20 protein-coding genes are annotated in these 18,064 nt (G+C 30.1%); 10 read left to right on the forward strand and 10 right to left on the reverse strand.

Translation table 11 applies throughout. The features are described 5' to 3' along the window. Positions 1-3: 3 nt before the first annotated feature. A complete protein-coding gene (locus tag ACVC43_RS13115; protein ID WP_452224989.1) occupies positions 4-1,374 on the reverse strand; it encodes a sigma-54-dependent transcriptional regulator in 1,371 nt (456 codons plus the stop codon). A 163-nt stretch (positions 1,375-1,537) separates the two neighbouring features. On the opposite strand from ACVC43_RS13115, the gene ACVC43_RS13120 reads away from it, so the two are divergent. From ACVC43_RS13120 to ACVC43_RS13155, 8 genes are all read left to right on the forward strand, one after another. Further along, the gene (locus tag ACVC43_RS13120) at positions 1,538-2,782 is read left to right on the forward strand and encodes an efflux RND transporter periplasmic adaptor subunit (RefSeq protein ID WP_452224990.1); all 1,245 of its coding nucleotides are present in this window, start codon (positions 1,538-1,540) and stop codon (positions 2,780-2,782) included. Between the two features lie 18 nt (positions 2,783-2,800). Next, positions 2,801-3,424, forward strand: coding sequence for a hypothetical protein (locus tag ACVC43_RS13125; protein ID WP_452224991.1), 624 nt, complete (start codon positions 2,801-2,803; stop codon positions 3,422-3,424). Positions 3,425-3,428: 4 nt separating this feature from the next. Next, a complete protein-coding gene (locus ACVC43_RS13130) occupies positions 3,429-4,130 on the forward strand; it encodes an ABC transporter ATP-binding protein (RefSeq protein WP_452224992.1) in 702 nt (233 codons plus the stop codon). 142 nt (positions 4,131-4,272) lie between these two features. Beyond that, complete coding sequence (locus ACVC43_RS13135; RefSeq protein WP_452224993.1) at positions 4,273-6,687, forward strand: ABC transporter permease; 2,415 nt, start codon at positions 4,273-4,275, stop codon at positions 6,685-6,687. A gap of 58 nt (positions 6,688-6,745) precedes the next feature. After that, a complete protein-coding gene (locus tag ACVC43_RS13140; protein WP_452224994.1) occupies positions 6,746-7,225 on the forward strand; it encodes an ASCH domain-containing protein in 480 nt (159 codons plus the stop codon). Positions 7,226-7,289: 64 nt separating this feature from the next. Next, positions 7,290-7,814, forward strand: a complete 525-nt coding sequence (locus ACVC43_RS13145) for a GNAT family N-acetyltransferase (protein ID WP_452224995.1) — start codon at positions 7,290-7,292, stop codon at positions 7,812-7,814. A 16-nt stretch (positions 7,815-7,830) separates the two neighbouring features. Further along, positions 7,831-8,166 carry a cupin domain-containing protein gene (locus ACVC43_RS13150; protein WP_452224996.1) on the forward strand — a complete coding sequence of 112 codons (336 nt, stop codon included), beginning with the start codon at positions 7,831-7,833 and terminating at the stop codon, positions 8,164-8,166. A gap of 2 nt (positions 8,167-8,168) precedes the next feature. Next, complete coding sequence (locus ACVC43_RS13155) at positions 8,169-8,630, forward strand: N-acetyltransferase family protein (protein WP_452224997.1); 462 nt, start codon at positions 8,169-8,171, stop codon at positions 8,628-8,630. Between the two features lie 68 nt (positions 8,631-8,698). Here ACVC43_RS13155 and ACVC43_RS13160 read toward each other — a convergent pair whose 3' ends face one another. Both ACVC43_RS13160 and ACVC43_RS13165 read right to left on the reverse strand, forming a co-directional pair. Further along, on the reverse strand, positions 8,699-9,736 hold the full coding sequence (locus ACVC43_RS13160) for a hypothetical protein (RefSeq protein WP_452224998.1): 1,038 nt from the start codon (positions 9,734-9,736) through the stop codon (positions 8,699-8,701). A gap of 81 nt (positions 9,737-9,817) precedes the next feature. Then, the gene (locus tag ACVC43_RS13165; protein ID WP_452224999.1) at positions 9,818-10,027 is read right to left on the reverse strand and encodes a hypothetical protein; all 210 of its coding nucleotides are present in this window, start codon (positions 10,025-10,027) and stop codon (positions 9,818-9,820) included. Positions 10,028-10,039: 12 nt separating this feature from the next. Between ACVC43_RS13165 and ACVC43_RS13170 the strand changes: the two genes are divergently transcribed. Beyond that, positions 10,040-10,189, forward strand: coding sequence for an Lrp/AsnC ligand binding domain-containing protein (locus ACVC43_RS13170; RefSeq protein WP_452225000.1), 150 nt, complete (start codon positions 10,040-10,042; stop codon positions 10,187-10,189). Between the two features lie 8 nt (positions 10,190-10,197). On the opposite strand, the gene ACVC43_RS13175 is transcribed toward ACVC43_RS13170, so the two are convergent. The 4 genes from ACVC43_RS13175 to ACVC43_RS13190 all read right to left on the reverse strand — a co-directional run bounded on the left by ACVC43_RS13175 (position 10,198) and on the right by ACVC43_RS13190 (position 14,506). After that, positions 10,198-10,893, reverse strand: coding sequence for a cyclase family protein (locus tag ACVC43_RS13175; RefSeq protein ID WP_452225001.1), 696 nt, complete (start codon positions 10,891-10,893; stop codon positions 10,198-10,200). Between the two features lie 70 nt (positions 10,894-10,963). Further along, positions 10,964-12,085 carry a nuclear transport factor 2 family protein gene (locus ACVC43_RS13180; protein ID WP_452225002.1) on the reverse strand — a complete coding sequence of 374 codons (1,122 nt, stop codon included), beginning with the start codon at positions 12,083-12,085 and terminating at the stop codon, positions 10,964-10,966. 31 nt (positions 12,086-12,116) lie between these two features. After that, positions 12,117-13,220: a serine hydrolase domain-containing protein gene (locus ACVC43_RS13185; RefSeq protein ID WP_452225003.1), complete on the reverse strand. Its 1,104-nt coding sequence runs from the start codon at positions 13,218-13,220 to the stop codon at positions 12,117-12,119. 203 nt (positions 13,221-13,423) lie between these two features. Next, on the reverse strand, positions 13,424-14,506 hold the full coding sequence (locus ACVC43_RS13190) for a helix-turn-helix domain-containing protein (protein ID WP_452225004.1): 1,083 nt from the start codon (positions 14,504-14,506) through the stop codon (positions 13,424-13,426). A gap of 200 nt (positions 14,507-14,706) precedes the next feature. Here ACVC43_RS13190 and ACVC43_RS13195 point away from each other — a divergent pair, with 200 nt between their 5' ends. Beyond that, entirely contained in the window at positions 14,707-15,726 is a 1,020-nt protein-coding gene (locus ACVC43_RS13195) for a hypothetical protein (RefSeq protein WP_452225005.1), read from the forward strand. A gap of 12 nt (positions 15,727-15,738) precedes the next feature. Here ACVC43_RS13195 and ACVC43_RS13200 read toward each other — a convergent pair whose 3' ends face one another. From ACVC43_RS13200 to ACVC43_RS13210, 3 genes are all read right to left on the reverse strand, one after another. Then, on the reverse strand, positions 15,739-16,179 hold the full coding sequence (locus tag ACVC43_RS13200; protein ID WP_452225006.1) for a nuclear transport factor 2 family protein: 441 nt from the start codon (positions 16,177-16,179) through the stop codon (positions 15,739-15,741). Between the two features lie 66 nt (positions 16,180-16,245). Then, complete coding sequence (locus ACVC43_RS13205; protein WP_452225007.1) at positions 16,246-16,962, reverse strand: LytR/AlgR family response regulator transcription factor; 717 nt, start codon at positions 16,960-16,962, stop codon at positions 16,246-16,248. Between the two features lies 1 nt (position 16,963). Continuing rightward, positions 16,964-18,010 carry a sensor histidine kinase gene (locus ACVC43_RS13210; RefSeq protein WP_452225008.1) on the reverse strand — a complete coding sequence of 349 codons (1,047 nt, stop codon included), beginning with the start codon at positions 18,008-18,010 and terminating at the stop codon, positions 16,964-16,966. Positions 18,011-18,064 lie beyond the last annotated feature (54 nt).

Consider the following 18,064-nt stretch of genomic DNA (forward strand, 5'->3'; position numbering starts at 1 on the left):
GAGTTATAAATTGTATTTTTCTAAACGTCGGTATAGTGCAGCTCTTGTTAAACCTAATGCCTTTGCAGCTTTACTAATATTGCCTTCATGTTTTGTAATGGCTTGTTTAATGAGCTCTCTTTCTGTGTCTTCTATATTTAAACTTTCTGGTATTATAGTTTTCGATTTTTTAGATGAAAAGTGTAAATCGTCAATTTTAATTTCGTCGTGATCCGAAATTATTACTGCACGTTCAATAACATGTTCTAATTCTCTAATATTTCCTGGCCAATGATAGGTATTTATTGCCTTAACAGCTTGAGTTGAAATTTCTCGAATTGGTTTTCTGTATTTACTGGCTTGTACTCTTAAAAAATGATTGGCAAGCAATAAAATATCTTCTTGTCTTTCGCGAAGCGATGGCAAGATTAATTCAATAGTATTTATTCGATACAATAAATCTTGTCTAAACTCTTGTTCGTCCACCATTTTATGGATATTAGCATTCGTGGCGCAAATAATTCGAATATCGATAGCTCTTTCTGTCGCTTCACCTAATCGTGTTACTTTTTTGTTTTGAATGACAGTAAGTAATTTAGATTGTAAATGTAATGGCAGATTGCCAATTTCGTCAAGAAAAATAGTGCCTCCTTTTGCTAATTCAAAGCGTCCCAGAGTATCTTTATGCGCATCTGTAAAAGCACCTTTGGCATAACCAAATAATTCACTTTCAAATAAACTTTCGTTTAATGACCCTAAATCAACATGAATAAAAGGATGGTTTTTGCGCGCAGATTGTAAATGAATTTCTTTAGCAAATACATATTTTCCAGTGCCATTTTCTCCTAAAATGAGAATGTTAGCATCTGTTGGCGCTACTTTATGCATCAATTTTACGGCTTTATTCATCGCAGGCGAACGACCTATAATATGTTCTGTTTGTTTATGGAAATCGTTATCAAGCTGTTTTTGTACTGTTACTAATTGTTTATTTTTTTGCTTTGAGCGCGACAACTCTACACCAGCATTTACAATTCCGTATAATTTTTCTGTGTTCCAAGGTTTTAATATAAAATCAGTGGCACCTTTTTTAATAGCATCTACTGCTAAATTAACAGAACCAAAAGCGGTCATTAAAATAACAGTAGTCTCTGGACTTATTTCTTTAATTTGTTTTAACCAGTATAGACCTTCTTTTCCATCTTCAAAACCAATGCGATAATTCATGTCTAATAGCGCAACATCGATGGTTTGTGAATTAAGATGATTAATAATCGTTTTTGGGTTATTGGTTGTAATTATTTGAGTGAAATATTTTTTTAAGCTAATTTTTGCTGAAAATAAAATATCGTCATCATCATCTACAAGTAATACGGTAGCTTCTTTTTTGCGCATAGGCATAGTTACAAATATGTTAGATAATGAACAACTAATTGTTCGATAATGAACACTTTAAAAAACGAATTACAATTTAAATACCTAATAATCAGACAATTAAAATTTTTTATTTCCATGGCATATTTGTGGCACTGAGCTAATAGAATTAATAGTATTAGAAATGGATAAACAAATAAAACCTAAGAATAAAAAAATTAAAAAGACTCTAATTATAGGCATACCTGTTTTGGTATTACTAACACTTATGACTTTAAATATGACAAGAAAAAAGCAAGTGAACCTAAGCAAGAGTAATATTATTATTCGGGAAGTTGTAAAAGGGAGTTTTGAGGATGTTGTTTTATTTAATAGCATCGTCGAGCCAAAAACATCGGTGCTAATTAATGTTGTGCAAGGAGGATCGGTTTCAGAGATTTATGTAGAAAGCGGCCAAACGGTTACAAAAGGAACCCCTTTATTACGCATTTATAACCCTAATGCAGAGCTAAACTACCTAACTCAAGAGACAGCAATTGTTGAGCAGATTAATAATCTAAGAAACATTCGTGTAAATATTAAAAATCAACAACTTAACCTGGATGAACAATTATTAAGCATAAATAATTCTTTTAAAAGTGCAAAACGTAAATATATTACAGATACTACTTTGTATAAAAAGGACATTATTGCTCGAAATGATTACGAAGCTTCTGTACAAGAATATAATTTTCAGAGTGAGCGAAATGATGCAATAAAAATAAGTGTAACTCAAGAAAAAACAGATAGGAATATTCAAATGTCACGTATTAATTCATCTATTGCGAATATGCAGGAAAGCTTAGCATTTCTTAGAAAAAATAAAGAAAACTTTACTGTTAAAGCACCAATGGATGGTTTATTATCATCTTTCAACCCAAACCTTGGAGAAAATTATAATCAAGGTCAATCTATAGGGAAAATAGATGTTTTAGATGGTTATAAATTAATTGCGAAAGTAGATGAATATTACATTTCTAAATTGAATGAAGAAATAAAAGGTACTGTTAAAACTACAACTAAAACGTATAATGTCCATCTTTCTAAAATATATCCAGAAGTAGTAAACGGGCAATTTGAAGTGGAATTAGCCTTTGCGAACGATTCTTTAGATACCAATATTAAAAGTGGTATGTCACTACAAACTAAAGTCTTTCTTTCTAATGACAGTGAAGCATTGCTAATTCCTAAAGGAATGTTTTATCAGAGCACAAACGGACTTTGGGTTTTTGCTTTAAATGCTGAGGATAAAGCAGTAAAACGTAAAGTAAAAATAGGAAGAGAAAACCCTTTTTATTATGAGGTTTTAGAAGGGTTAAAACCTGGCGATAAAATTATAACTTCAAGTTATGATACTTTCGTAGAGGTTGAAGAAGTAAATATTAATTAGTAATAAATCAATCAAATCATGAGCACATTAAGTAGAATTTTATTAGCATTTATAATGTTTTTAATCACAAATTTTATCAATGCACAACAAATTAACGAAACGAATGCATTGTATGTATTAAACTGGAATAAATTATCTCCAAAAGCGCAAGTCGATACTGGGTTTTGGAGCTTAAAGAAAGAAGGTATCCTGTATTGTATCACTATTAGCAATTCTAACAACAAGGCGCTTGAATATAGTATTACAAACTGCTATCTTGAAAGTGAAGTTAATATTACAACTAACAAAACCTTTGAAATTGATAGAGCTACAGGAACACTTAAATTTGTAAAAGGAAAAGACACTGAAGATTCTGGAACATTTAGCTTTGCTAAAGATGAAGACTATATTCTATACTTAGAAAAGGAAAACATTAAACTGGATAACGATTTATACTATTTTAAGCTTTTTCTGGCAGATATTGAAACGCCTTTTATTACCCAATTAAAAAATTTAGGATTTAAACCCACATTAACAGAACTAGGAAAATTAATTTGGCATGATGTCTCAATAGATTTTATTATTGAAAAGCGAAAAAAAGGAATAAAATCGAATGATATTTGGGATTATATTAATGAAAAAGAATACAAATACAAAAAATAGAACCATGATAAAAATAGAAAACTTAGTAAAAATATATAGAACCGAAGAAATAGAAACCACAGCTTTAAATGCGCTTAGTTTAGATGTAAAAGAGGGAGAATTTGTCTCTATAATGGGAACCTCAGGTTGCGGGAAATCTACCTTATTAAACATTATTGGTTTGTTAGATACACCAAATGACGGGAGCTATTTATTTGATGGCGAAGAGGTTGCTAATTATAACGAAAAACAACGTTCTGGAATAAGGAAAGCCAATATTGGCTTTGTTTTTCAGAACTTTAATCTCATAGACGAACTTTCGGTTTTCGAAAATCTAGAACTACCACTAATTTATAATAAAGTACCCTCTAAGGAAAGAAAATCACGCGTTAACGCTATTTTAGAGCGTGTTGGTATAGCGCATAGAGCCAAACATTTTCCATTACAATTATCTGGAGGCCAGCAACAACGTGTAGCAGTTGCAAGAGCATTGGTTACTAACCCAAAATTAATTCTTGCTGATGAACCAACTGGAAACTTAGACAGTAAAAGTGGGAATGAGGTTATGGAGTTGCTAAGCGAATTACACGCTCAAGGCTCGACCATAATTATGGTTACCCATTCCTCTTACGATGCAAAATTTTCAAGTAGAACAATTACATTAAAAGATGGAGAAATAATTTCAGAAAAACTGAATGAGCATAGAATAGATGTTCTTGTTCAGTAATCACGCTTAATTCTTTTTTCTTGCAATTGTTACGCGTAGTAGAAATATGAATAATGCTCGTTGTACAATAAAAATTCATCAAAATCAATAGCAGTAGAAATACTTAATTAACTAAAACGAACAGTAAAACCTAATCAACAAAATGATACAATCGTGGTTTAAAATATTTTTTAGAAACAGTAAAAAGAACTGGTTAAACTTAGTAATAAATGTATTAGGATTAACCTTGGGTTTCGCAGGTTTAATTCTTGTGCTTTTACTTTTTAATGACGAAAAAAGTTACAATCAATGGAACCCAAACAAGGATAATGTTTATAGAATTGCTAATGAATCAAAACGAAACGGAATTTATTTTTCAAGTACGGCTGGAGAAGCCATTTTCTTTAAAAGTGATATTCCAGAAGTAGAAGAAACTATTTTAATTTCTCCTTTTTATCGCAGTCGTGTAGTTACTTTTAAAAACAAGAATACTTATGTAGATAAAACCACTTTTACAGAGCCTAATTTTTTTAATTTTTTTCCTTTTAAAATTATAGATGGTCAGGCAGGCAAGTTTAGCGAAAACCGAAACCAAATAGCAATTTCTAAATCTCTTTCTCAAGAAATTTTTGGTACAGAATTATCTGTTGGAAATATGGTGCAAATAGATAACACCAGCTATACCGTGGCTTGCGTATATCAAGTCCCAGCAAATTCACATTACGAATCCAATTTGTTAATTCAATTTAGTGAACCATTTGAGGTGCATTGGGGAAACTACCAGAATGAGCTTTTTTGCAAGTTAAACCCTGCTGCAGATCTTAACATGGTAAAACAGAAAATGGAGCAAGTTATTATCGATAAGTCTATTACACCCAATTTAGAAAAAGCAGGAATTACTTTGGAAGAGTTCGACGAAAAATATGGTGCTATGAAAGTGCACCTTGAAAATTTAGGCACAATAAGGTTACATCACATTGCAGATTATGCAGGACCAAGTGGTAAAGGCAATTATCAGTTATTATTAATATTACTTGGTTTGTCAATTTTGTTAATTGTTATTTCCTGTGTGAATTTTATTAATCTTTCTACTGCAACCGCTTCACAACGAGCAAAGGAAGTTGGTGTTAAAAAAACATTAGGACTATCTAAAATACAATTAATAGCACAATATGTTTTCGAAATTCTCTTACAAGGTATTTTTGCATTTTTATTGGCTTTGGTTTTGGTAGAATTTGTTCTGCCATATTTCAACGAATTTATAGACAAGGATCTAACAATAATAAACGCATCGATATTATTTAAAGTAGTAATTATAGCAGTTTTAATATCAATTTTTATAGGTGTAATTCCAGCTATTTATTTATCTAACTTTAAAACAACCGAAGTTTTAAAAGGTAATTTTTCGCGAAGCAAAAAAGGGATTTTAACAAGAAATGTAATGTTGGCGCTTCAGTTTCTTATTTCAGGATTTTTTTTAATTGGTGTTTTGGTTATTTATAATCAAATGGATTATATGATTAATAAAGAACTTGGCTTTAATCAAGAGCAAACATTAGTCGTTGAGGTTTTTAATATTGACGATAAATATAAAAAGTATGAATTGGCAAAAAGCGTCCTGTCTAACAATGAGAATATTTTAAAGGTAACCACCAGTATGTTTGTGCCAGGAGAAGGTAATGTTAATGGTACTAATCTTTCGTATGGTGATATAGGTTTTAATTCTGGAGCCAATAGTATAGATTATAATTATGTTGATTTTGCTGAACTTCAAGTATTAAAAGGTAGAGCGTTTTCTTCTAAATTTACTTCAGACAGTATTTCAAGTATTTTAATTAATGAAACAGCAGCCAAACGTCTTGGAATTTACAACCAACCGATAGGAAAGAAGGTAAGAGTTGGATGGATGCCAGATGATGATGATAGACAACTTGAAGTTGTTGGTATGGTAAAAGACTTCCATTTTGATGGATTTGATGCAAAAATAGAACCTATGTTTTTAATTCATTGGAATACTTTTTCATATACTAAAAACTGGATAAATAATATTCAAATTAAAGTAAAAACAGAAAATGTATCTCAAACTATTTCAGAGATTGAAGCCTTTTGGAAACAAAACGTGGATAATAAATACCCATTTTCCTATGCGTTTTTAGATCAAAAATTTGCTAGTACCTATGAGAAATATCAGAAACAACAAACCATGTTTTTAATCCTGTCTTTTTTGGTGATTCTAATTTCATTATTGGGTTTATTTGCCCTGGCCACTCTAACTATACAACAACGTTTAAAAGAAGTAGCCATTAGAAAAACACTTGGAGCCTCTGTAGAGGAAATCATCTCACATCTTGTAAAAAGCTTTCTTAAAATATCTATAATAGCCTCTATTATATTATTGCCAATTGCTTATTATTTTATGCAAAACTGGCTCGATAATTTTGTTTATCGTATCGACATGCCTGTTTGGCCATATATAGTAACGCCTATTATATTATTAGTTTTGGTGTTTGTTGTAGTTGGTATTAAAGCATATAATGCCACGAAAATAGATTTAATTAAATACTTAAAATTTGAGTAAAAAAGCAATTACAAAATAAATGTTTAACTTATTTATATTTTATAAAGAACCAAGGTATATGAGTAAAATTAAAGAGAATTATAACTCTGTAGAAAATTTATGGATGGATTACCTTAACAAAAACCATAAAGTTAAACATAAGGAAGCACCTGTTTCTTTTTATTTTTGCGATAACGAGAAAGATGCAAATGAATGTGCAGAATTAGTTGTTAAAGGAATTAAAAAAGCAACAGCCACATCTTTGTGGTGGTTTGAAAAAAATAATGAACCACTTCCTAAAATTGGAGACCAATATGTAATTACAGATTGGGACGGTAATGCTAAAGCTATTGTTGAAGTAATAAAAATAGAGAAAACACCATATAATAAAATTACTGCAGAATTTGCTAAAACGGAAGGAGAAGGAGATAAGTCTTTAAAATATTGGAAAAAAGTACACAAGGATTATTACTCAAGAGAAATGAAGCCACACAATGAGAGTTTTAACGAAGACATGATTATAGTTTGTGAGTACTTTAAAACAATTTATATAACCTGAAATTTACATATTAATTGTGTACAATTATCTTGAATAAGTTATATTAATTAAATATATAACAATAATGATATTTGAAACAGAAAGATTAATCATTAGGCAATTACATATTACTGATAGTAACGGGTTTTATGATATGCAAAGCAATCTACATGTTATGCAGCACATAAAGGATTTTATGAATCGCGCAGAAAGTGAAAAAGAATTAAATAAGTTTATAGAATATTACGATAATAAAAATAGGTTTTTTAAAATTTGGGCAGTTGTAGAAAAAAAAAGTAATGTATTTATTGGAATATGTGGCGTTTATAAAAATGAAAATGATGAATTTGAAATAGCCTATAGATTAAGGGAATTATATTGGAAAAAAGGTTTTGGAAAAGAAATAGCGAGAAACCTAATAGCTTATTGTTTTGAAAAAGCTAATTTAAATGAAATTACTGCCTATGTAAGAGTACTTAATAATGGCTCTGTTAATATTCTTGAAAAGGAAATGAAATTTAAAAAAGAATTTCATTGCGAAAAAACTAATTCTTTGGAAAGATTGTATAAACTAAAGAAAGAAGATTGGTTAGAAAAACAAACTCAATAAAGTAAACTACTTATTAATGGTAAACAAAGAAAATTCTCAAACCTATAAATGGGGAGATAACTGCACCAGTTGGGTGTTTGTTGATAAAGAAAATTTGTCTGTAAAAATGGAGTCTATGCCAAGAAACACGAAGGAGAAACTACATTTCCATAAAAAAGCACAGCAGTTTTTTTTCATCTTAAAAGGAACTGCAACATTTTATACTAATAATAAAATGGAATTAATAAATGAAAATGAAGGCATTGTAATAAATTCTCAAATTAATCATTATATAGCCAACGAAACTGAGAGTAAATTAGATTTTCTTGTAATCTCTCAGCCTACCACCAATAATGACAGAACAATAATCTAATAATGGAATTTTTATACAGAAAAGCAGCAGAAAAAGATTTGCCATTAATTATTAAAATGATAGCTGATGATGAACTTGGAAAAAACAGAGAAAACTTTAAAAACCCACTACCAAATGAATATCTAAAAGCTTTCGAAAATATTAACCAAGATAAAAACCAAGAACTTATTGTTGTTGAGAATAAAAACGGTGAAATTGTAGGAACGATGCAGTTATCCTTCATACAGTATTTAACTTATAGAGGCGGAATAAGAGCTCAAATTGAGGCAGTTAGAATTAGAAAAGACAAAAGAGGGCTTGGAATAGGAAAAAGTATGTTTAAATGGGCAATTAATAGAGCTATAGAGCGAAAAGCACATTTGCTTCAATTAACTACAGATAAAAAAAGACCAAAAGCTATCAAATTCTATGAGGAGTTAGGTTTTAAGGCCTCACACCAAGGAATGAAAATACACTTATCTTAAATTATTATTAAGACAAATACTAATAGTTTTTATAAAGGACAATTATGTGTTAAAATACAGATAACTATTTAAGGTTTTTGTAACTCAAAATCTTCCTTTAATTCTGCTATTGGTTTAGATAAGTAACCTGTTTTTTCGGCAAAGGCTTCATTCTCACTCTCATTGTAAAGGTCTAATTCAATCATTTCTTTTATTGCTGCGTCTTTATCTTTAGATTTTTCGTAATATTTTTTTGCCATAGCAAAGCCAACATAATAACCTAAATCACGTGTTCCAAATTCATTTTCTTTATCACTCCAAACCCAATAACTATAATCTTTTGAAAACATTTGCTTTTCGAAAGCAGCTCTAACCTTTTCACTATTTTGTTTACCATAAATAATAGCGGGTTGATTAGAAACTTCAATACCCATTGCCAGAGTGGAAACAAATTCTGCAATACCTTCTAATAAAACGATGCCTAATAAATTAGAATCGACATTTTGATTTTGTTGCGTATGTATATATTCATGAACATTAGTTAAAGCAAAGTTTTTAGTTGGTTTATCTTTTGTTGCCCAATAGCGCTTTATATAACCTAATGAATCTGGAAGTTCACTTACATTAACATGTTTGTCTCCAAACCCAGTTTCAACACCAATTAATACCTTGTCATCTATTGTGGTACCACCAGTTCTAAAGACACCAACAGTAAAATAAACTTGTGCAGGTTTTGCATCTGGGTAAATATTTTTTAATCGCTGGATTCCGTTTTCAATTTCCCCACTTAACCCTTTACTTAAAAATGTTTTTTCGCGAATGCTTTCCCATAGTAAAGGGTAGTTGTTTATCATGTCTACGTATTCTTGAGGCTTGTATCGTCTGGCTTCCATAATCGCTGGTAAACCTGGTGTGCCTTTGTCTAAAAATAACTCTGTAAGAATTTGAAGATGTTTTGTAGAATCCTTAGTCGCTTTAATTTTATCGTGTGCTTTCCAGAAATTATCAACATCTTTAGTAAACACCATCTGTTTTTTAGTTTCCTTCTTTGATTTATTAGATACTTGTTTTTTACAGCTTGAAATTAACAATAAGGATATTGTGAGTATAAAATATAGACGTTTCATTTTGGTTGGTTATTTAACGGTTATATACTAAAGATGAAAGCGTTTTCGATTTGTTACAGTTGTTAGTTTATTTTAAATCAGTTATTTATATTTTTCTAGCGTTACAGACAATAGATGTGTTAATTTCTTCAAGTCTTTAATTTGAGTGCTAAAATTAGTAATACAAGCTCTTATTGTTTGTTTTTTATTGATGGGATATGCAGATAACCAAGTTTCGCCAGAATATATTAAATCCTCCACAAATTGATTGACAGCTTCATTATCACCTTCTAAATCTGGATGTGTAAACAAAAAATTGGCAGAATGGAAAAAGTAAAAAGCTGCGACAGAATTACAGGCGACGACTGTTTATGCATATTGGGTTATTTTAAAAATAATAAACACTTAATTTCATTTCTGGAAACCATATCGCAATATGGTACATCTAAAACAAGTATTATATTAGAGGTTTAGCTTATTATTTAGGTCTCAAAAACAGCAATCGCTCTAACTGGTGATCCTGTTCCACCTTTAATTTTTAAAGGCATGGCGATAAAACGAAATCTGCCACGACCTAACAATTGATTAAGGTTAACCATGTTTTCATAATGTGTAAAACCTAATTCGCCACAAATTTTATGCACGTCTTTATTAGATAGTTTTGGTATGCCAGGTGACATGGTTTCTACACCAAATGCAGCTATTTCTTTGTTACCCAACCATCGTGCAGCTTCGGCTGTAATGCCAGGGCCTTTTCCCCAATTTAGCGTATTAAAGTGTTTGCGGTAGTGGTCTGTGCAGAGAAGAACGGTATCTCCTTTTTTTATTTCAAGTTTAGCAATTAAGCAGGCTTGATAAATTTCTTTAGAAGTAATCAACTCTTGCAAACCTTTATGAGAAAAATCCAGACAAATCCCTTCGGTATAAAACATGGAAAGTGGCATTTTATCAATAGACTGCTCCTTGTATTCGCGACCCATGTGATTTAAAGCATCTACATGTGTGCCAGTATGTTCGCCTAATTCTAGCTTATAGACACTTGGTGTCACGGTTTTACTTTCTTTAATTCCTTCCCATTCTTCATGCGAAGCATGCATAGTAATTTTCACATCTGGAAGCCCTTTATAAACAGGCATGCCAGAATAAATGTCTTGGCTTAAATCGATTATTTCTGTCAAAATGAGTAATTTATTTTCAACTTTAAAAATAATCTTTTAATTCTCGATAGATTGAAAAAGCATAAATAAATTATGGTTTTTGGAACAACGTTTCACTTACTTCTATACTCTTTTTCGTAACCATTATAGATGATAGCGAATTCTGGCCTGTTACTAACTTACCATCTACTTCCATGTGTGGTGTTAATATTTTTGAATGCTTAAAGTTTCCTCCACGTTCTTTCAACACGGTTTCAATTATAAAAGGATAATATTGATAGTGTTTTAACTTTTTACTTTCATGGGAGTCTGGAACGCCATTTACCGTTTTTCCAGCTACTAAATAATTACCATCTACTGTTTTTAAATTAACTATTCCTGCCGTACCATGACAAACGGCTGCAATTACACCATTTTTCTTGTCGTAGATTTGCATTGCAATATTCTGAATTTGGGTGTTTTGCGGTACATCGAAAATGGGAGCACTTCCTCCTGTAAATTGTATTATGTTATAATTTTCTGGCTTGATTTGAGAAGGTTTTCTTGTATTTTTAAGCGCGTACATAAATTCAGCATTGTAGAGATAGCTTGATTGAAGGCTGTCCGCAGGATTAATGTAGGATAATGGTGCTTCTCCTCCCAAGGGACTTACTATATCTACATGATAATTTGCTTTTTTGTAAGTATGATAGGCAAGAACCACTTCAGAAAAACTATTTCCAGCAGGTAAATTTGAACGACCTTGAAACCTTGCATTAGAAACTACTAATAGCGCTCTATTGCCTTTGTTTTCGGTTATTTCACTCCCTGCAGTCTTGCTAATTATTTTCCAACCCGTTTCTATCTTTTTAAGCAAAATCATATCAATAAATCGTTTACCAAATGCAATCACTTCTAACTTTGCCATAGCAATACCTTCAAATTGGTCAATTAAAAGAATATTACTTACTCTACCATTAAATTTTCCAGCTTCACCTTTGGCAAAAAGAGCAGCATACTCTTCAATTTTCATGAGGTGTAATGGATTGTCCTTATGCTCCAAAAACATATTGGCTTCTGGTATAAAAGCCGCTTTTAGTTGCTCTACTAAATTATAAGAAGTTCCTTCTATATAATTGTTTAAGGTTTCTCTAATTTGAGTTTTATCTTCTGTTTGTGAAAACCCATAAAGAGTTGATAGAAGTGTTATAAGTATTATAATTTTGGTTTTCATAATTTGTTTTTTTCGTTGTATTAATGGGGTATTAATTGTTTTTAACGAGATTACTATTCAATACTATTTTTCTTATTTCATTCTCAAAATAATATACTTTATCACCAGGCATAGATTCACCATCTCTCCAATAAACATTCTCCCAAACAATGACATTAACTTCTTTTTCAGGAATATAAAATTTAAGAGATACAAAGCCAAACCCTCTTCCTCCATGCCCCAAATGATTAACTGGATGAGTATTATGAATACGCACGCCGTACCCATACCCAATTGTATCATTATTGAAAGCAGCATGAGGGCCTGTATTGCTTGCAGTAACCATTTGTTCTTGATAAGATGGACTTAAAATTTCACCCTTATGTAATTCCGTATCCCAAATAGTTAAATCATGGATGTTCGAAACAATTCCGCCTGCTGGAATGAACGTTTTCCATTCTTCATCATCAAATCCAAGACTGTCAAATTTTACAAGATTAACTTCTCCATCGAGAAGCCAGTAACCATTAGTTAGTTCAATATTTGTTTTATTTAATTCATATACATAGCTATTATCCATTCCTAATTCTTTAAACAAGTCGTTTGCCATTTGACTATATTCTCTTCCTGTAACGCTTTCTAATATTTTTCCTAATAATCCATATCCTGGGTTGCTATATCTGTATCCCTTACCAGGTTCAAACTGTAGTGGTTTATCAACTGCTATTATGCCAGAAGACATATTTAACAATTGATGAACGGTTACTTTATTAGCCCAAGTTTGATTAAAATCTGGCAAGTATTCACTAATTGAATTCTGTAAGTTTATATTTCCTTTTTCTACTTCTTTTAATATTAAAACCGCTGTTACTTGCTTGGTGTTCGACATAATTCTAAACTTATCATTTCTTGAAATGGGATCTTTAGTTTTAAAGTTGGAATACCCATATTCTTTAACATACATTGGTTTGCCATTTTTAGTAATGGATATAACACCATTAAATAAACGAGGATTAGTTGTTTGAATTAAACTGTCTATTTTAGCAGAATAGTTACCTAACGGTCTTTTATTCTTATCGATTTTATTTTTATGATTGTTACAGCTTATGAGGAATATGGCAACAATAAGAGTTGAAAATTTAAAAATGAGTTTCATAAAAAATGTATTTAAGTTTTCTCTAAATTTAGATTAAATAATTTTCCACCAAATAAAAAAGGGATTGATGTTATTAGAATTTTACTTTTAATTTTTCAAGTTTCAATTCGGGTTAATTATTATACAAATGTGACTTAAATCAAAAGAGTTTCCTACCAATATCACGATGTTGGCACACAAAAAGAAGCCTTTGGTATTGATTTTTAAGAATTGGATTGTATTTGGCGATATTTAATAGCAGTTGTATTTGTGAGTTTTTTAAATGTAGAATTAAATGAAGAAAGGCTATTAAAACCACTATCATATGCAATCGCTGCAATTTTATAGTGTTTAAATTTGGATGAAGATAGCATGCTTTTGGCTGCTTCCACTCTAAAGTTTGCAATGTATTGAGAGTAATTACAGTGGTATGCTTGGTTTATTATTTGAGAAAGCGTTTTAGAAGTAATTTTCATTCTTTTACTCAACATAGTTAAGGTTAATTCGGGATTTAGATATAATCTTTCCGTAGTCATTAGATGGTTTAATTTTTTTACATAAATAGAAAGTTCTTCGGTATTTAAATTAGAACTGGAATACTTTTCGTTTTCAAGCTTAAATAATTCTTGGTTCTGTAACGCTTTTAGCGCAAACAAGATAACAACTGCTGAAAATAAAAATGCCGTTCCTAAATAGTATGGAATGACGCCTTTAGAAATTAGAAAATAAATAACCATCATAAACAGGGTTACCACCACAAAATAAAGTAGCCATTTTTTTATTTTTTCCTGTCTTGCAGAAAGATTTGTTTTATTCTGTTTTATCAGCCAAAACCATGAATAAATGGAATAACCAACAATGTGAAATATTAATATCATGTAAAAAACACCAGTTGCTGTCGAGCCGTTATTTGGGATTATCCAGCATAAACAAACAACCATGAAAAAAGGAACATAATGCAACCAAATAATTTGTTTTTTAATAGCCAAGTGTGGTTTATATAATAAGCGGACATAAAACCAAAGAGAAGGTCCTATTGTAAGTAACACTGCTAAAAATACATTTCTAATGAGTGCGTCAATATAGAAATAATTAAAAAATAAAGATTTGCCAATTCGAAGACTAAAGGCTAATAAATATAGTGCTAAAAATATATTTGCTTTTGGATGTTGTTTCCTATTCGATAATAGAAACATAGAAAAGAAAAGTGCCAAAATTACACCCATACTTCCAATAAGTAATTCGATGTGTTTAAATAATTCGGCATTTAGTTCCATAAAGCAAAGAAACAAAAATTTGAGCGTCATGTATTATTTTATATGGTTAATTGAAATGGAAAATAATTTAAATCGTGAGTAATATTTAAACATTTCTTGTGTCTACAGAAGAAATAAATAAATTAAAACATTTATCTCTATTATTCATACTATTTTTAACAGGTTTAATAATAGAAACTGTAACAATATTTAATAGGATTTATCTGTAATAATAAACCAACTAAAAAATTATGAAGCATTTTATATACCTTATAGTTTTTACAATGTGCCTTTTAAGCTGTAAAAATGAAAAAACATTAAAAACAAAGGGTAGTGATACTATTGCAATAGACATTAATCGAAATGTGCTACTTTTTAGGTTGGCCTATAACCTTGCCATAGAAGATAGTATTGATATTAAATATCGCTCCTGCCAAAACGATTTTTACAAAGCTAATGTTGTTGCATATAAGAAGTATAGCAACCACCCTTTTGTGAAAAAAATAAGAAATGGAGACATTTGGAGTGGTGATCTGCCTGTGATAGCATTAGCTTTTAATAAAGAATTAAAACCTTTAAAGACCATTGATAAATCTTACTTGGTTGAACATTATGAGTGGTACGGAGAGCATCTGGATTCGGTTGGGATGTTAATGAAACAATTTAAAAAAGATATTAATTTTAAACTGGTTGGAGACATAAATTTTAAGCCGTTTAAAGATTCGTTAAACGCAAACAAAATAGGCGATAAACTACAGCTATTTTTTAGAACCAAAGAACAACCTAAGCTTAATATTGTTTTCGATCCTTTAAATAATATAACCAATAAAGCAGTTACCTTTTTAGAAGGAAATAAAAATGAAAGAACATTTTTAATTGGCTCTTTTTGCAAACATCCAGATAGTGTTTCGAATAAATTATCTATAGATTGGGATACCGATTATAGACGTATAATAATTCATGAAAACAGTCATCTATATACCGATGAGTTATTTAAAAAATACTATGATAAAACTTTAGATTCTTTAGTGAATCAAAAAAAATTTGCTAAAGAATACAGAGATATAGACGAAATAATTGTGCGAGGAATTACAGCCAAAATTTTAAAAGAGAACTATGGGATTAAAGTAGGGAAAGAAGAAATTGAAAATCAACCAGAAAAATCAAGAATAGTATTCGATTACTTATCCAAATACGAATCTAACCCAGCCATGGATTTTGAAACAGCTTATCAAGAAATAATTCGTAATCTAAAAGCTTCTTATAAATAACAGAATATTTGATTATTCTGGGTAAGCTACGTAGGTATAAGATTTATGAATTATTTTCCATTTACCTTTAACCTTTAAGAGTAATAAATAGTCTGTATATATACGTTTAGCATTAGGCATTAAAATTTCAATTTTGGCAGATGCTGCATTGTTTTCGTAATCCATAGAAACTATTTTTCCTATGCGATTGCTCTTCCTTCCTTCTTTAATGCCACTTATATAGTTTTTACCATTCCATACTTTTAAACTGTCGTTATCCATTGTATATAAGTTTAAATCTTTATGAAAAGCACGAGTAACTCTATCTGGTTCACCATTGGCTGTACCTTCAATATAATCCATTAAAGTTTTAGTGATTTGTTCAATCTCTGAAGCGCTCTTTTCTGTTTGAGAATTAACAATAGTGGCCGTTATTATTAAGCAGAGGGTAAATAATATTTTAAATGATTTCATTTTTTCTATGGTTTTATTTTATGATTTTTTGTTTAAATAAATTCAATAGGTTATTGTAATCTACTATTATAATTTCATTCTTTGAATAGTATTAAAAAATGTTTTTTTGTAAGTATCACCAATAGGTAAAGCATTATCATTTACGTATACCGAAAGGGAGTCTGTTTTTTTTATGTGTTGTAACGAAACTATATAAGATTTATGAACTTTAATAAACTCGGTACTTGGCAGGAATTCTTCAATACTTTTTAAAGTGTTATGCGTAATAATTTGCTTATCTTTTAAATGTATAGCTACATAATTCTTCAATCCTTCAATATAGCAAATATCGTTTACAAAGACTTTTTCGAAATTGTTTTTACCATCAGTTTTAATAAACAAATAAGTGTCTGTTTGGGGTTGTGCTAAAACTTCAGTTGGTTTTACATCATCTTTTACTTTTAATATTGCTTGATAGAACCGTTCAAATTCAAAAGGTTTTAAAAGATAATCAATGGCATTAAGTTCGTAACTCTCTAATGCAAATTGCGGGTAAGCAGTTGTGAATATAATTTTGGTTTTACCTTTTACAATTTTAGATAATTGAATTCCAGTTAAATCTGGCATTTGGATATCTAAAAATAATAAATTAATATCGCCTTTTTCAATTATAGATAAGGCTTCCAAAGAACTTGTAGTAGCAGATGCCAATTCTAAAAAAGGTACTTTGGCCACGTATTTTTCTAACAGGCGAATTGCTGGAGGTTCATCATCAACGATTAAACATTTTATAATTTTATCCATATTATTTCTTAAAAGGAAGTTTTAAGTAAGCTTTAAAAATAGTATCATTTTGGCTGTATTCTATTTTATAATCACATATAAAAATTGCCGCTAATCTGCGTTCTAAGTTTTCTTTACCAATACCCTTGTTGCTGTATTTTTCAGATGAAGATACGAGGTTTTCTGTAGTTATAGAAATGTCTTCTTCGGTAATATGTATATTTATTTTCGCAGGATGTTCTTTCTTATTTGTAACGCCATGTTTAAAAACATTTTCTATAAAATGAATGAGCATTAAAGATGGAATTTGTTGGTTTGCTACAAGACCTTCAATGGAGTAATCTAAAAACAAATAATCTTCAAATCGTTTTTGGTAGAAATAAATGTAATCTTCTATAAACTTTATTTCTTTGTCTAAAGGCATAAAATCATGTTGTGCTTCGTATGTAACGTAGCGTAACAACTCAGACAGGCGATGAATATCTTTGGCTGTCTTTGGTTGTGTATCTACTAAATCTGTGTAGAATGAATTTAGTGTGTTGAATAAAAAATGAGGTTCTAATTGAGACTTTAAAAAGCTTAGTTCTGCTTTTTTATGTTCTAATTGTAGTTGGTGTATGCGTTTCTGGTTGTCTATATATTCAAATAATAAATATAGAGTTGTACTAAATAAAATAGCTTTAACAGCATAAAACGAATTATCGAATGTGTAATATAAGAAGCGTCTTGAAGCATTGTAATAATTATGTTTTCCTGTAATGTTATAAATTACAACTTCTTCTAAAAAGTAACGTATGCCAGAGAAAAGAAATATTAATCCTATAACAGCTAAAGCAAACAGATGAAATTTCTTTTTAGAAATGGATCTCGGGCAAATTAAAAAATAATTTATAGCATAGATAGAAAAGAACGAAATATTAACAGATAATACTATTAAAAAACTTGGATATGTAAAATTACTCATAAAGCCTTCAACTCCATTATAAACATAATCTCCATATAAGCCCATTGCTATTATTAAGGTCGCTAATAATAAATGGTATTTCCACTGTTGTTTTTTTAGTTCCATACTACGAAAATATTCATTTTTATAATTGCTTTTTCTTTTTTAGGACGAAACCCT

This window comes from Lacinutrix chionoecetis (genome assembly GCF_053604665.1).

Coding starts and splice junctions, on each gene's coding strand:
- ACVC43_RS13115 (WP_452224989.1), bottom strand. CDS start 1,374: ATGCGCAAAAAAGAAGCTACCGTATTACTTGTAGATGATGATGACGAT.
- ACVC43_RS13120 (WP_452224990.1), top strand. CDS start 1,538: ATGGATAAACAAATAAAACCTAAGAATAAAAAAATTAAAAAGACTCTA.
- ACVC43_RS13125 (WP_452224991.1), top strand. CDS start 2,801: ATGAGCACATTAAGTAGAATTTTATTAGCATTTATAATGTTTTTAATC.
- ACVC43_RS13130 (WP_452224992.1), top strand. CDS start 3,429: ATGATAAAAATAGAAAACTTAGTAAAAATATATAGAACCGAAGAAATA.
- ACVC43_RS13135 (WP_452224993.1), top strand. CDS start 4,273: ATGATACAATCGTGGTTTAAAATATTTTTTAGAAACAGTAAAAAGAAC.
- ACVC43_RS13140 (WP_452224994.1), top strand. CDS start 6,746: ATGAGTAAAATTAAAGAGAATTATAACTCTGTAGAAAATTTATGGATG.
- ACVC43_RS13145 (WP_452224995.1), top strand. CDS start 7,290: ATGATATTTGAAACAGAAAGATTAATCATTAGGCAATTACATATTACT.
- ACVC43_RS13150 (WP_452224996.1), top strand. CDS start 7,831: ATGGTAAACAAAGAAAATTCTCAAACCTATAAATGGGGAGATAACTGC.
- ACVC43_RS13155 (WP_452224997.1), top strand. CDS start 8,169: ATGGAATTTTTATACAGAAAAGCAGCAGAAAAAGATTTGCCATTAATT.
- ACVC43_RS13160 (WP_452224998.1), bottom strand. CDS start 9,736: ATGAAACGTCTATATTTTATACTCACAATATCCTTATTGTTAATTTCA.
- ACVC43_RS13170 (WP_452225000.1), top strand. CDS start 10,040: ATGGAAAAAGTAAAAAGCTGCGACAGAATTACAGGCGACGACTGTTTA.
- ACVC43_RS13180 (WP_452225002.1), bottom strand. CDS start 12,085: ATGAAAACCAAAATTATAATACTTATAACACTTCTATCAACTCTTTAT.
- ACVC43_RS13185 (WP_452225003.1), bottom strand. CDS start 13,220: ATGAAACTCATTTTTAAATTTTCAACTCTTATTGTTGCCATATTCCTC.
- ACVC43_RS13190 (WP_452225004.1), bottom strand. CDS start 14,506: ATGACGCTCAAATTTTTGTTTCTTTGCTTTATGGAACTAAATGCCGAA.
- ACVC43_RS13195 (WP_452225005.1), top strand. CDS start 14,707: ATGAAGCATTTTATATACCTTATAGTTTTTACAATGTGCCTTTTAAGC.
- ACVC43_RS13200 (WP_452225006.1), bottom strand. CDS start 16,179: ATGAAATCATTTAAAATATTATTTACCCTCTGCTTAATAATAACGGCC.
- ACVC43_RS13205 (WP_452225007.1), bottom strand. CDS start 16,962: ATGGATAAAATTATAAAATGTTTAATCGTTGATGATGAACCTCCAGCA.
- ACVC43_RS13210 (WP_452225008.1), bottom strand. CDS start 18,010: ATGGAACTAAAAAAACAACAGTGGAAATACCATTTATTATTAGCGACC.